The sequence below is a fragment of the Sphingomonas sp. GC_Shp_5 genome (assembly GCF_026540855.1).
In the GTDB taxonomy this organism is placed as follows: domain Bacteria; phylum Pseudomonadota; class Alphaproteobacteria; order Sphingomonadales; family Sphingomonadaceae; genus Sphingomonas.
In genome coordinates this window covers 153,643-166,786 of the sequence record NZ_JALNUP010000001.1, presented here as the reverse complement: position 1 = coordinate 166,786, position 13,144 = coordinate 153,643, and the positions used below count along the sequence as shown (strand labels likewise).

General features: G+C 68.2%; 12 protein-coding genes. 4 read left to right on the top strand and 8 right to left on the bottom strand.

Going from position 1 to position 13,144, the window contains the following annotated elements:
* Positions 1–2: 2 nt before the first annotated feature.
* From OXR60_RS00780 to dusB, 4 genes are read right to left on the bottom strand one after another with little or no spacing between them, the layout of a single operon-like run.
* Positions 3–2,228 (bottom strand): ATP-binding protein, encoded by a 2,226-nt coding sequence (locus OXR60_RS00780; RefSeq protein ID WP_267393580.1) that lies wholly within the window; start codon positions 2,226–2,228, stop codon positions 3–5.
* 57 nt (positions 2,229–2,285) lie between these two features.
* Positions 2,286–3,728, bottom strand: a complete 1,443-nt coding sequence (ntrC, locus tag OXR60_RS00775; protein ID WP_267393092.1) for a nitrogen regulation protein NR(I) — start codon at positions 3,726–3,728, stop codon at positions 2,286–2,288.
* A complete protein-coding gene (locus tag OXR60_RS00770; protein ID WP_267393090.1) occupies positions 3,725–4,801 on the bottom strand; it encodes an ATP-binding protein in 1,077 nt (358 codons plus the stop codon). Before OXR60_RS00770 ends, ntrC begins: the two co-directional genes overlap by 4 nt.
* 7 nt (positions 4,802–4,808) lie before the next feature.
* Positions 4,809–5,807: a tRNA dihydrouridine synthase DusB gene (gene dusB / locus OXR60_RS00765; protein WP_267393088.1), complete on the bottom strand. Its 999-nt coding sequence runs from the start codon at positions 5,805–5,807 to the stop codon at positions 4,809–4,811.
* 108 nt (positions 5,808–5,915) lie between these two features.
* On the opposite strand from dusB, the gene OXR60_RS00760 reads away from it, so the two are divergent.
* From OXR60_RS00760 to OXR60_RS00750, 3 genes are read left to right on the top strand one after another with little or no spacing between them, the layout of a single operon-like run.
* Entirely contained in the window at positions 5,916–7,049 is a 1,134-nt protein-coding gene (locus tag OXR60_RS00760) for a bifunctional 2-C-methyl-D-erythritol 4-phosphate cytidylyltransferase/2-C-methyl-D-erythritol 2,4-cyclodiphosphate synthase (RefSeq protein WP_267393086.1), read from the top strand.
* Positions 7,046–7,573 (top strand): hypothetical protein, encoded by a 528-nt coding sequence (locus tag OXR60_RS00755; protein ID WP_267393084.1) that lies wholly within the window; start codon positions 7,046–7,048, stop codon positions 7,571–7,573. The genes OXR60_RS00760 and OXR60_RS00755 overlap by 4 nt, the downstream gene beginning before the upstream one ends.
* Before the next feature lies 1 nt (position 7,574).
* Entirely contained in the window at positions 7,575–8,075 is a 501-nt protein-coding gene (locus OXR60_RS00750) for a CinA family protein (protein WP_267393082.1), read from the top strand.
* Here OXR60_RS00750 and OXR60_RS00745 read toward each other — a convergent pair.
* Both OXR60_RS00745 and lipA read right to left on the bottom strand, forming a co-directional pair.
* A complete protein-coding gene (locus tag OXR60_RS00745; protein ID WP_267393080.1) occupies positions 8,036–8,497 on the bottom strand; it encodes a type II toxin-antitoxin system RatA family toxin in 462 nt (153 codons plus the stop codon). The genes OXR60_RS00750 and OXR60_RS00745 overlap by 40 nt on opposite strands.
* Positions 8,490–9,410: a lipoyl synthase gene (gene lipA, locus OXR60_RS00740; protein ID WP_267393078.1), complete on the bottom strand. Its 921-nt coding sequence runs from the start codon at positions 9,408–9,410 to the stop codon at positions 8,490–8,492. Before lipA ends, OXR60_RS00745 begins: the two co-directional genes overlap by 8 nt.
* Before the next feature lie 110 nt (positions 9,411–9,520).
* Between lipA and OXR60_RS00735 the strand changes: the two genes are divergently transcribed.
* Positions 9,521–10,150: a carbonic anhydrase gene (locus OXR60_RS00735; RefSeq protein WP_267393077.1), complete on the top strand. Its 630-nt coding sequence runs from the start codon at positions 9,521–9,523 to the stop codon at positions 10,148–10,150.
* 126 nt (positions 10,151–10,276) lie between these two features.
* Here OXR60_RS00735 and OXR60_RS00730 read toward each other — a convergent pair whose 3' ends face one another.
* Together OXR60_RS00730 and aspS are read right to left on the bottom strand one after the other, a co-directional pair.
* Positions 10,277–11,053 carry a polyphosphate kinase gene (locus OXR60_RS00730; RefSeq protein ID WP_267393075.1) on the bottom strand — a complete coding sequence of 259 codons (777 nt, stop codon included), beginning with the start codon at positions 11,051–11,053 and terminating at the stop codon, positions 10,277–10,279.
* A gap of 167 nt (positions 11,054–11,220) precedes the next feature.
* Entirely contained in the window at positions 11,221–13,044 is a 1,824-nt protein-coding gene (gene aspS, locus OXR60_RS00725) for an aspartate--tRNA ligase (RefSeq protein WP_267393073.1), read from the bottom strand.
* Positions 13,045–13,144: the final 100 nt, after the last annotated feature.

The following is a 13,144-nucleotide window of genomic DNA, read 5'->3' as shown; positions in this document are numbered from 1 at the left end:
GTTCAATTCCGATTGCGTGTGAGGGCGGCAAGGGGGCTGTCGGCCGCGGCGTCGGGGGCATTGCCGCCGGCATCGCTGGCGGCGAGCGCGGCGGCATCGAAGCTCATCCGCACCACCGTGCCGCCGCCGTCGCGGTCGGCAAAGGCGATGGTGCCGTGATGCTCCTCGATGATCTTGGTGACGATCGCGAGGCCGAGCCCGGTGCCGCGGGCTCGGGTGGTCATATAGGGCTCGACGATGCGGTCGCGCTCGGGCGGCAGGCCGATCCCGGTATCCGCCACCTCGACGCTGATAACTTCGCTAACTTCGCGCAAACGCATCACCACCGAACCATTGGCTTCGCCCTTGGTTTCAATGGCTTCCACCGCGTTCTTCACAATGTTGGTGAAGGCCTGGCCAAGCTGGCGGCGATCGCACACCATGGCGACCTGCGCCGGCTCATGATCGAGCGTGAAGCTGATCCCGGGGTGGGCGACCTCGTGGAGGAACAGCGTCTGGCGGGCGATGTCCACCAGCGATTCCTCGCGGAACACCGGCTTGGGCATGCGCGCGAAGGAGGAGAATTCGTCAACCATCCGGCGCAGATCGCCGACCTGGCGGATGATCGTCTCGGTGAGGCGGCCGAAGGTGACGTCGTCGGAATCGATCTTGCTGCCGTAGCGGCGCTGGAGGCGCTCGGCGGCGAGCTGAATCGGGGTGAGCGGGTTCTTGATCTCGTGCGCGATCCGTCGCGCAACATCTGACCAGGCGGCGCGGCGCTGATCGAGCACCTGCTGAGTGATGTCGTCGAAGGTGAGGATCGGGCCGGCGTCGGTATGCGCGATCCGCACCGCGAGGGTGCGCATGTCCGCCCCATGCGCGACCTGGATGATCGCCTCGCGTTCGCGGCTGGCGACCAGATCGCTGAGCTCGGGCGCGACGGAGGCGAGCGTGCGGCCGACCAGGCTTTCCTCGCCGCTGCCGATCAACTCGTTGGCCGAGCGATTGGCGATCCGCACCGTGCCGAGATCGTCGAGCGAGATCACCCCGGCCGAGACCCCGGCCATCACCGCCTCGATCAGCGCGCGACGGTTGTCGAGCTGGTTGTTGGCGGTGAGCAGCTCGTTGTTCTGCTGCTCCAGCCGGTCGGTCATCTGGTTGAAGGCGCTCGCGAGCGTGCCGATCTCGTCACGCGTGCGCGAATCCGAGACGCGCGCGGTGAGATCACCGGCAGCGATCCGGCGCGCGGCTTCGACCAGTTCGCCCACCGGCCGTACCAGCCGATCGGCGACGGTAAGCGCGATCCACACCGCGATCCCGACGATCAGCAGCGAGATGAGCAGCAGCGCCGCGTTGAAGCGCAGCTGCAACGAGCGCGACCGCTTCTTGAGCGCCTGATAGTCGTTGATAATGGCGTCACCGCGCCGGATCTGGCTGGAGAGCTGCCCTTCGAAGATGCGGCCACCATAGACATAGGCCTGACGGTCGCCGAGCTTTACCGCGACGACCACGCCGATGCGGTCGCTTTGATGGGTCAGCACGAACGGCGCGCCACGATCGAGCGCATCCTCGACCGCCGGAGTCACGAGGTTCTCCAACGGCCGCTCATAGGGATTGAGCAGGATCGGCGGATCGCGCTCGCCGCGCCGGATCAGCAGCGCTTCCGACAACTCGCGGCGATAGGTCTGAACGAGCAAGGCCTGCTTGAAATATTCGCTGTCGATTGCGTGGGTGCGCAGCTCGGCAGCAAGGTCGCCACTCATCGTACGGACCTCGCCGACGACGTTGTCGACCTCGCGCTGGTAATTCTCCTGCACCAGGGTCCGGGCGTTCTCGAGCAGCCCGGTGGCACGATCCGACGACCAGAAGGACAGGCCCAGCTGGAAGAACAGCGAGGCGAAGATCGCGACCAGCAAGGCCGGCACCGCCGCGCTGATCGAGAAGATCGTGACTAGCCGGACGTGCAGCTCGCCATCACCGCCGACCAGCGAGCGCGCCGCCCGCCGCTTGGCGATCCGCCGTCCGATCAGCATCAGCAGCGCAATGGCAGGCACCAGATTGGCCAGCAGCAACAGCGCGATGACGGGCGGCGACAAGGGCAATTGCGGCGTGCTGCTGCCGTCGATGACGAGGTAGGTGGCGATGGCGACCACCACCACCAGCGCGAGCACGCCGGCTTCCACCGCAGGCGTGATGCGGAACCGGCTGACCGGTGGTTCAGGGTTCAGAGCGGGCCTCGCCAACGCCATCATCGTGCCTACAATACAACAATGGTTGTTGCACGGAAACCACATAATGCGCGGTAATCATCCCAGATCGGGCATCTCCTCACCCGCATCGTCGCCGCGCACCGGGATGCCGAGCGTATCGAGGCGCTTGCGCAGCGTGTTGCGGTTGATCCCCATCGCCCGCGCCGCGCGCAGCTGGTTGTTGCCGTGGCGGGCGAGCATCGCCTCGATCAGCGGGCGCTCGACCTCGCCGATCACCCGGTCATAGAGCGAGCCGTCGTCGAGCGCGTCGGGCCGCTCGCGGGCGATGCGCTCGATGAGATGGCGGACGGCGTCGGCGATCCCGGGATCGCTCGACTCCGCCGTCGCCGTCGGCGCGCCAAGCAGGGTGCGAATCACCGGTGCCTCCACCCAGGTGTCGCGGGCAAGCACCGCAAGGCGGCGCATCAGGTTTTCGAGCTCGCGGACGTTGCCTGGCCAGTCATGCGCCGACAGCGCCGCCATGGCGTCATCGGACAGCCGCCGGCTCGGCAGTCCCTGCGCACCGGCCTGATCGAGGAAATGGCGCGCGAGCAGTGGAATGTCCTGGCGGCGATCGCGCAGCGACGGCAGCGCGATCGGCACGACGTTGAGCCGGTAGAACAGATCCTCGCGAAACTGGCCGCCGGCGACCTGCGCGGCGAGATCGCGGTTGGTGGCGGCGACGATGCGGACGTCGGCGCGCATCGCGCGAGCGCCACCGACGCTGGTGAATTCGCCCGACTGGAGCACGCGCAGCAATCGCGTCTGCGCCTCCATCGGCATGTCGCCGATTTCGTCGAGGAACAGGGTGCCGCCCGCCGCCTGCTCGAACCGGCCGGCGTTGCGCGTCTGCGCGCCGGTGAAGGCGCCGCGCTCATGGCCGAACAGCTCGGCCTCGATCAGCTCGCGCGGGATCGCGGCCATGTTGAGCGCGATGAACGGCGCATCGCGGCGCGGCCCGAGATCGTGGATGGCGCGCGCCACCAGTTCCTTGCCGGTGCCCGATTCGCCGGAGATCAGCACGGTGAGATCGTTGGAGATCACCCGCGCGATCACGCGATAGACATCCTGCATCGCCGGCGAGCGCCCGATCAGCGGCAAGGTAGGGTCCTCCCCCGCCTCCGGCTGCGGCATCACCGCGCCGCGCGCCAGCGCGCCGGCGACGGCGCGGGTGAGATCGTCGAGATCGAACGGCTTGGGCAGATATTCGTACGCGCCGACCTCGGTGGCGCGCACCGCGGTGGTCAGCGTGTTCTGCGCCGAGAGGATGATGATCGGCAGCTGCGGCAGCCGGGTGCCGACCTCGGCGATGCGATCGATGCCATCGCCATCGGGCAGGACGACATCAGTGATCAGCACGTCCGGCACGCGGGTGGCGAGCGCGCGATCGAGCTGCGCCAGCGTCTCGGCGGTGCTGACGTCGTGACCGGCGCGGCGCAGCGCCTGCGCGACGACGGTGCGGATCGCGGCGTCGTCATCGACCACCAGCACCCGGCTCATGCGGCAATGCCCCGTACAGTGGTGACCGGCGCGGTGGTGGCGCGGGGCAGCAGCAGGCGGAGAATGGTCATTTCCGGCGTTCCTTCGCGGGCGTATTGGACGATGCCGCCCATGTCGCGCATCAATTTGTCGACCAGCGCGAGGCCGAACCCCTGCCCCTCGCGGCGGCCGGAGACGAACGGTTCGAACAGATGCTCGGCAATGTCCGGCGGCGCGCCCGGGCCATTGTCGGCGACGCAGATCTCGATCGGCAGCGGCACCCGCGGGCGGCCGGGCGCGGCGCTCACCGCCATGCCGTGGCGATAGGCGGTGGTGATGTGGATGCGCGGCTGGCGCTCGTCGCCGATCGCCTCGCGGGCGTTCTTGAGCAGGTTGATGACGATCTGGAGCAAGGCGTCGCGGTTGATCAGCGCCGGCGGCAGCGAGGGATCGAACCGCTCCTCGATGGTGATGCCGCGGGCGAAACCGGCGAGCGCGAGGCTGCGGGCGTGGCCAAGCAGCGGATAGATGTTTTCGGGTGCGAGCGGCAGCGGCCGGGTGTCGCTGAAATCCTGCATCCGATCGATCAGCGCGGCGATGCGATCGACCTCGGTGACGATCAAGGTGGTAAGCTCGCCGGCGCCGATCAACTGCGCGGCGCCGCGGATCCCCGACAGCGGGTTCTTGACCTCATGCGCGAGCATCGCCGCAGCACCGGTGGCGGCCCGCGCGCTGGCGGTTCGATCGGCGGAATGGCCGAGGCCGCGGGTGCTCGCCGAGGTGTGGAGCGTGATCAGCCGCCAGCCGGGATGATCGGCGATGATCGCCTCGACGAAGTCGACGCGGATCTTGCCGCGCGGGGTGGCGATCTCGGTATCGTAGACGGCGACGCCCTGGCCACCACGGCGATCGTCTCCCTCCTCCGGCGGCGGCAGGATGGCGGCGAGCGGCTGGCCGGTCATCACCCGTTCGGAGAGGTTGAGCAGCTGCTCGGCGAGCGCATTGGCATGGGCGATGCGCTCGTCCGGATCGACCACCAGCACCGCGACCGGCAGAGCGGCGAACAGCTCGGCAAAGCCGGGGCGGCCGGCCATGCGCGGCTCAGGCTGCCTGGAGCTGGCGGTGGGGCGCGTAGAATTCGGCGAGCATCGCCTTGACGCGGGTCGCGTCGGGCTCCTGGTTCACCGTGTTGCGGAACTCGGCCGAGCCGTTCAGCCCCTTGGTGTACCAGCCGATGTGCTTGCGCGCCATATTGACCCCGGTGACCGGGCCGTAATGCTCGAGCATCGCCTCATAATGTGCGGCGATGACCTGATATTGCTCGTCTAGCGACGGATCTGGCCGACGGGTGCCGGTGGCAAACCATTCCATCAGCTGGCCGAGCAGCCACGGCCGGCCATAGGCGCCGCGACCGATCATGATGCCGTCGGCGCCCGACTGGTCGAGCGCGGCCTCGGCATCCTCGATCGAGCAGATGTCGCCATTGGCGATCACCGGGATCGTCACCGCTTCCTTGACCCGGCGGATGAACGCCCAGTCGGCCGAGCCCTTGTACATCTGGTTGCGGGTGCGGCCGTGGACGGTGATCAGCTTGACCCCGAGATCCTCGGCGATGCGCGCGAGCTCGGGCGCGTTGAGGCTGTCATGGCACCAGCCCATCCGCATCTTCAGCGTGACCGGGGCCTTGACCGCCTTGACGATCGCAGTGACCAGCTCGGCGGCGAGGCCGAGGTCGCGCATCAGCGCCGAGCCGGCGTCGCCGTTGGTGACCTTGCGGACCGGGCAGCCCATGTTGATGTCGATGATCGCGGCGCCGCGGTCTTCCGCCAGCCTGGCGGCCTCGGCCATCTCATAGGGCGTGCAGCCGACGAGCTGCATCGACACCGGCTCTTCGGAGGGGTGCCACGCCGCCTTCTGGATCGACTGGCGGGTCTCGCGGATCGCCGCCTGGCTGGCGATCATCTCGGTGACGTTGAGGCCCGAGCCATAGCGGCGCACCAGGGTGCGGAACGGCATGTCGGTGACGCCGGTCATCGGCGCCAGCACGACGGGGCTGTCGATCCGCACGGGGCCGACGTGAATGGGAGCGAGGGTGCGCATCGATCTGCCTGAAAATTGGGCAGAGCCTTACCGGGTTGCGGGGGTGGAGGCAAGGTTAGGGGTTTGTGCAGGCTGGATAAGCGCCCGCCGCAGCGCTAGGCGGCGCGGATGACTGACAGACCCCGTACCGTCGCGCTGATCGTCGCGGCCGGATCCGGCACCCGCGCAGGGGGGCCGGTGGCCAAGCAATATGCGCTGCTCGGCGGCCGGGCGATGGTCGCCCACGCCTATGGGGCGTTTGCGGCGCATCCCGGGATCGACGAGGTGGTGGTGGTGATCGCGCCCGGCGCCGAGGCCGAGGCGGCGGCGGCGCTGGGGCCGGTGCGCACGGTTGCCGGCGGCGCCAGCCGGCGCGAGTCGGTGGCGAACGGGCTCGCCGCGATCGACGCCGCGCGCGTGCTGATCCACGATGCGGCGCGACCGTTGCTGCCGGCGGTGGTGATCGACCGGGTGCTGAAGGCGCTCGACGATGCCGACGGCGCCTATCCGGTGCTGCCGGTCGCCGACACGCTGGTGCGCGAGGGCGCGGTGGTGTCGCGCGACGGCCTCGCGCGGGTGCAGACCCCGCAGGGCTTCCGCATCCAGGCGCTGCGCGCGGCGCATGACGCCTGGCCCGCCGGCGACGAGGCGACCGATGACGCGCAGATGGTGCGCCGGCTTGGCGGCAGCGTCATCCTGGTGCAGGGCGATCCGATGCTCGACAAGATCACCCATCCAGACGATTTCGCCACCGCCGAGGCGCGCCTTGCGCTCGAGCCGCGGATGGCGACCGGGTTCGACGTCCACCGGCTCGAGGCCGGCGAGGAATTGTGGCTCGGCGGGGTGCTGATCCCGCACGACAAGGGCCTGTCCGGCCATAGCGACGCGGATGTGGTGCTGCATGCGCTGACCGATGCGCTGCTCGGCACGATCGCGGCCGGCGATATCGGCACGCATTTCCCGCCGAGCGACCCGCAGTGGCGCGGCGCCGAATCGGGCCAGTTCCTCCAGCATGCGGCGTCGCTGATCGCCGCCAAGGGAGGGCGTATCGACTTCGTCGACGTGACGATCATGTGCGAGGCGCCCAAGATCGGGCCGCATCGCGCCGCGATGCAGGCGCGGATCGGCGAGCTGCTCGGGCTCAGCCTCGATCGGGTCAGCATCAAGGCGACCACCACCGAGAAGCTCGGCTTCACCGGGCGCGAAGAGGGCATCGCCACCCAGGCGGCGGCGACCGTCAGTGTGCCGCGGGCGCCGCGATGAAGGCGCTGGTTGCGGTCGCGCTGGCGGCGGCGCTGACCAGCGCGCCGGCGATGGCGCAGACCCGCTGCTTGACCGAGACCGACGCCGAGTCGATCGCGCTGGTGGCGATGCCCGACATCGTCCGCGGCGCCGGGATCGTCTGCGCCGCCCGACTGCCGGCGGCGAGCCTGGTGCGGCAGACCGGCGGGCCGTTCCTCGACAAATATCAGACCGCGGCGGACCGCGCCTGGCCCGGCGCGCGCGCGGCGATCGTCAAGCTCTCGGATCCCGCGATCGACCTGCTGCTCGGCTCCGATTACGCGCGGCCGTTGCTCACCGCGGCGCTGGCGCCGCTGCTCGTCGGGCGGATCGCGCCCAAGGATTGCGGCACGATCGATCACCTGCTCACCCTGCTCGCGCCGCTGCCGCCGCAGAATATGGCGGGCGTGATCGTGACGACGTTGCACTATCTTAAGACCGAGAAGGCCAAGGGCAAGAACGTCGCGGTGCCCGACCTGCCGCTGTGTGCCGAGGAGCCGCGCTGACATGGATACCCTGCTGCCCGAGGAACTGGTCGCCGCCGCGCGCCACGTGATCGAAGCCAATCGTGCCGCCGGGCGCACCATCAGCGTCGCCGAGAGCTGCACCGGCGGGCTGGTCGCCGCGGCGCTGACCGAGATCCCCGGATCGTCCGACGTGTTCGGCGCGTCGTTCGTGACCTATTCAAACCGCGCCAAGACCGACCTGCTCAAGGTCAGCACCGACGTGCTCGAGACGTTTGGCGCGGTATCGATCGCAACCGCGTGGAGCATGGCGCAGGGCGCGCTCGCCAACAGCCATGCCGATGTCGCGGTGGCGATCACCGGCGTCGCCGGGCCGGGCGGCGGCACGGCGAAGAAGCCGGTCGGCACGGTGGTGTTCGCCTGCGCCACAAAGGGCGGCGACCCATCCGACGTTCATGCCGATCGCCGCGACTTCGGCGATCTCGGCCGCGGCGGGATCAGGCTTCAGGCGGCGCTGGTCGCGCTCGAGCTGCTGCTGCCGTAAAGCTCGGCGGCGCGGGTTTCGAACGCGCCGATCATCTTGCGCAGCGCGGCGCCGAACACCTGGCCGGCGAGCATCTCGAACACCCGGTTCTTGAACGCGAAATCGACCGCGAAGTCGACCGCGCAGCCGCCATCGCCCTCGGCGCGGAAGTGCCAGTCGTTGTGGAGATATTTGAGCGGCCCGTCGATATATTCGACGTGAATGTGGCCGGGGCGCTCCTTCCTCACCTCGGAGGTGAAGGTCTCGCGCAGCCCCTTGAAGCCGACGATCATGTCAGCGGTCGTCGCCGTCGCCGAATCGCGCCGCACCCGCATCGCCGAGACCCAGGGCAGGAATTCGGCGTAGCGCGAGACATCGGCGACCAGATCGAACATCTGCTCCGGCGTGTAGGGCAGATGGCGCGTCTCGCTGTGCTTAGGCACCGACCAGCCTCGGCGCGAGCTTGGCGTCACGCGCGGCGCGCATCTTCGCGAAATCGTCGCCGGCATGGTAGCTCGACCGGGTCAGCGGCGACGACGCGACAAGCAGGAAGCCCTTGGCGCGGGCGATGCTGGCATAGGCGTCGAACGCCTTTGGCGTCACGAACTCGGCGACCTTGGCGTGGCGCGGGGTGGGCTGGAGATACTGCCCCATAGTGAGGAAATCGATGTCAGCCGAGCGCATGTCGTCCATCACCTGATGAATCTCGAGCCGCTCCTCGCCGAGGCCCAGCATCACGCCCGACTTGGTGAAGATCGATGGATCAAGCTTCTTGACGCTCTCGAGCAGCCTCAGCGAGGCATAGTAACGCGCACCCGGGCGGATCGTCGGGTAGAGCCGCGGCACCGTCTCGAGATTGTGGTTGTAGACGTCCGGCCGCGCGGCGACGATCGCCTCGACCGCGGCCTCATGCTTGTTGCGGAAATCGGGTGTGAGGATCTCGATGGTGGTGCGCGGGTTGGCGCGGCGGATCGCCTCGATCACCTTGACGAACTGCTTGGCGCCGCCGTCCGGCAGATCGTCACGATCGACCGAGGTGACGACGATATGCTCCAGCCCCATCTGCGCCGCCGCCTCGGCGACGTTGTTGGGCTCCATCGGGTCGACCGCGCGCGGCATGCCGGTTTTGACATTGCAGAAGGCGCAGGCTCGCGTGCAGGTGTCGCCGAGGATCATCACCGTGGCGTGCTTCTTCGACCAGCATTCGCCGATATTGGGGCACGCCGCCTCCTCGCACACCGTGGTGAGGCTTTTCGAGCGCATCAGTTCGCGGGTCGCGGCGAAGCCGGCGGAGGTCGGCGCCTTGACGCGGATCCAGTCGGGCTTGCGGACCCGTAGCGGAGTCATCTCGTTCATGCCCCGCGAGATAGCGAGCCGCGCCCTCCCCCACAACCTGCTGCCGGCCTTGTCGGCACCCTAATGTTTCTTCTACCCGGGACGGGCGACCGACAACCAGGAGCTTGAACGTGGCTGATTTCTCCAACCTCATCGACGGCTATCGCCGCTTTCGCACCACCGGCTGGGCGACGCAGCGCGATCGCTGGGCCGAATTGAAGGAGGGCCAGAGCCCCAAGGTGCTGATCATCGCGTGCTCGGACAGCCGGGTGGACCCGGCGCAGGTATTCGACACCTCCCCCGGCGAGATCTTCGCGGTGCGCAACGTCGCCAACCTGGTGCCGCCTTACGAGACCGGCGGCGGCCGCCACGGCGTTTCGGCGGCGGTGGAGTTTGCGGTGACGCAATTGGAGGTGCCCGAGATCGTGGTGCTCGGCCATGGCTCGTGCGGCGGCGTACACGCCTCGCTGACCCAGCGGTTCGACGGCGCGGCGCCCGGCGCCGGCGGGTTCATCGCGCACTGGATCGACCTGCTCGACGAGGCTCGGGCACGGATCGTCGCCAAGCATGGCGAGGGCCCCGCGGCGATCCGTGCGCTCGAACTGGAGACGGTACGGGTGTCGATCGCCAACCTGCTGACCTTCCCGTTCGTGGCGGAACGGGCGGCGGCGGGGTCGCTGCGGATCCATGGCGCCTATTTCGCGATCGCCGACGGGGTGCTGCACGTGATGGGCGACGATGGCGCGTTTGCGCCGGCCTGAGCATTGCCGGCGCCGCTGAAATGGTCCGTCATCCCAGCGGAAGCTGGGATCTCGTGGTGGCGGGCGGAAGGAGCCGCGGGAGACCCCAGCTTCCGCTGGGGTGACGGGTTCGGTGGGGCGGCGCGGCTAGACCTCTACGCCCAGTGCCTCGTGCGCGATCCTCGCGAGTTCGGGGTCGAGCGGCGGCGGGGTCATGTCGACACTGGCCTCGAGCTGCCGGCTGATCGCCTTCAGCGCCGCGATGCGTGCGGCTTTCTTGTCGTTGCCGTCGATCACGATCCAGGGCGTGCCGCCGGTATCGGTGCGGGCGAACATGTCGTGCATCGCGGCGAGATATTCGGCGCGGCGGGCGCGGTTGCGGTAATCGTCGGCACCGGTCTTCCAGCGCTTCCACGGGTCGTGCAGCCGCGACAGCAGGCGCTTGTCCTGCTCGGCCTGGCCGATGTGGACGAACACCTTGACGAGGGTGATGCCGTCTTCGACCAGCCCCGCCTCAAAGGCGTTGATCTCGTCATAGCCGCGGCGCCAATCGGCCTCGCTGGCATAGCCCTCGACCCGCTCGACCAGCACCCGCCCGTACCAGCTGCGATCGAACACGGTGACGTTGCCGGCGGCCGGCAGCCGGTTGCGGAAGCGCCAAAGGAAATCATGGGCCTTTTCCTCCGCCGACGGCGCTGAGATCGGATAGACCTCATAGTGGCGCGGATCCCATTCGGCGGTGAGGCGCTGGATGACGCCGCCCTTGCCGGCGGCGTCCCACCCCTCGAACATCACGACGGCGCGTCGGCCGTGGATGATGTGCGCGACCAGGATCTGCTCGAGATGCGCCTGGAGATGCGCGAGATCGTGCTTGTAGCGGCCCTTGTAGGGCTTGCCGGCTTCATACTCGCTGAGGTCGATCATCGGGGCTCCTGACGGATGGACATCAGGCCAACGCGTGAGGAGGGATCGGGTTCTCTCCTGCCGCCCGTCATCCTGAACGTGTCAGCATCCCTAGCCGGCTCCGCCCCGGGGCGGAGGGTCGGCCATGGATCCTGGAACGAGTTCAGGATGACGGGGGGTATAAGAGGTCAGCCGGCGCTGGGGGCCACTGCCTTGTCGACGTCCTTCTTTAACTCGGCGGTCGAGCGCAGGTTGAGTTCCTTGAGCTGCTTGGGCGTCGCGAAATTGGGCGCGCCCATCATCAGATCCTCGGCCTTCTGGGTCATCGGGAAGGTGATGACCTCGCGGATGTTGGGCTCGTCGGCGAGCAGCATGACCATCCGGTCGATGCCCGGTGCCGAGCCGCCGTGCGGCGGGGCGCCGCACTTGAAGGCGTTGATCATCCCCGAGAAATTCTGGTCGACATCGGCCTGGCTATAGCCGGCGATCTCGAACGCCTTGTACATGATCTCGGGCTTGTGGTTCCGGATCGCGCCCGAGCTCAGCTCGATGCCGTTGCAGACGATGTCATACTGATAGGCGAGGATGTCGAGCGGATCCTTGGTCTCGAGCGCCTCCATCTCGCCTTGCGGCATCGAGAAGGGATTGTGGCTGAAGTCGACCTTCTTGGCGTCCTCGTCATATTCAAACATCGGGAAATCGACGATCCAGCAGAATTCGAAGCGCTTGGGATCGATCAGCCCGAGGCTCTCGCCGACGCGGGTGCGGGCGAGGCCGGCGAGCTTGGTGGCCTGGCCTTCCTTGCCGGCGGCGAAGAAGATGCCGTCGTCCGGGCCGAGGCCGAGCGTCTCGGCGAGCCTGGCCATACCGTCCTCGCCATGGTTCTTGGCGATCGGGCCACCCCATTCACCGCCCTTGCGGGTGGCATAGCCGAGCCCGGCAAAGCCCTCCGACTGTGCCCAGCCGTTCATGTCGTCGAAGAACTTGCGGCTCTTGTCGGCGGTGTTGGGCGCGGGGATGGCGCGGACGACATCGCCGGCCTCGACGATCGCGGCAAAGCGGCCGAAACCCGAGCCGGTGAAGTGATCGGAGACGTCGCTGATCAGGATCGGGTTGCGCAGGTCCGGCTTGTCGTTGCCGTACTTCAGCATCGATTCCCGATAGGGGATGCGGCGGAACGGCAGCGCCGAGACCTGGCGGCCCTTGCCCTGCCAATCGGCGAACTGTTCGAACAGGCCGTGGAGCACCGGCTCGATCGCCTGGAACACGTCTTCCTGGGTGACGAAGCTCATCTCGAAGTCGAGCTGGTAGAATTCACCGGGCGAGCGGTCGGCGCGGGCGTCCTCGTCGCGGAAGCAGGGCGCGATCTGGAAGTAGCGATCGAAGCCGGCGACCATCAGCAGCTGCTTGAACATCTGCGGCGCCTGGGGGAGCGCATAGAACTTGCCCGGATGAACGCGGCTGGGAACGAGATAGTCGCGCGCGCCCTCGGGGCTCGACGCGGTAAGGATCGGCGTCTGGAATTCGGTGAACCCTTGCGCGTTCATCCGCTGGCGCAGCGAGGCGATGACGTTGCTGCGCAGCATGATGTTGGCGTGGATCCGCTCGCGGCGCAGGTCGACGAAGCGATAGCGCAGGCGGATGTCCTCGGGATATTCATTGTCGCCGGCGACCGGCATCGGCAGCTCGTTGGCGGCGGACTGGATGGTGACGCTCTGCGCGAACACCTCGATCTCGCCGGTGGCGAGATTGGGGTTGGTGGTGCCCTCGCCACGCGCCTTCACCACGCCGTCGATGGTGATCACCGATTCGGCGCGGATCGCCTCGAGCACCGGCAGCGCGGCCGAGTCGCTGTCGGCGACGATCTGGGTGATGCCATAATGATCGCGCAGATCGATGAAGAGCACGCCGCCGTGATCGCGCTTGCGATGTACCCAGCCTGACAGGCGGACGGTGTCACCGACCGCCGAGGCGTCGAGCGCGGCGCAAGTGTGGGTGCGATAGGCGTGCATGTGGTTTGTCTCGCATACGCGTTCCCCGGCGGAGGCCGGGGCCCGGGATCTCAAGCGGCTGGCTCTGTGACCCTGGGCTCCGGCCTTCGCCGGGGAACGG

Bases quoted from the DNA above. Each gene is read 5' to 3' on its own strand.
- OXR60_RS00780 (WP_267393580.1), bottom strand. From the start codon at position 2,228: ATGGCGTTGGCGAGGCCCGCTCTGAACCCTGAACCACCGGTCAGCCGG.
- ntrC (WP_267393092.1), bottom strand. From the start codon at position 3,728: ATGAGCCGGGTGCTGGTGGTCGATGACGACGCCGCGATCCGCACCGTC.
- OXR60_RS00770 (WP_267393090.1), bottom strand. From the start codon at position 4,801: ATGGCCGGCCGCCCCGGCTTTGCCGAGCTGTTCGCCGCTCTGCCGGTC.
- dusB (WP_267393088.1), bottom strand. From the start codon at position 5,807: ATGCGCACCCTCGCTCCCATTCACGTCGGCCCCGTGCGGATCGACAGC.
- OXR60_RS00760 (WP_267393086.1), top strand. From the start codon at position 5,916: ATGACTGACAGACCCCGTACCGTCGCGCTGATCGTCGCGGCCGGATCC.
- OXR60_RS00755 (WP_267393084.1), top strand. From the start codon at position 7,046: ATGAAGGCGCTGGTTGCGGTCGCGCTGGCGGCGGCGCTGACCAGCGCG.
- OXR60_RS00750 (WP_267393082.1), top strand. From the start codon at position 7,575: ATGGATACCCTGCTGCCCGAGGAACTGGTCGCCGCCGCGCGCCACGTG.
- lipA (WP_267393078.1), bottom strand. From the start codon at position 9,410: ATGAACGAGATGACTCCGCTACGGGTCCGCAAGCCCGACTGGATCCGC.
- OXR60_RS00730 (WP_267393075.1), bottom strand. From the start codon at position 11,053: ATGATCGACCTCAGCGAGTATGAAGCCGGCAAGCCCTACAAGGGCCGC.
- aspS (WP_267393073.1), bottom strand. From the start codon at position 13,044: ATGCACGCCTATCGCACCCACACTTGCGCCGCGCTCGACGCCTCGGCG.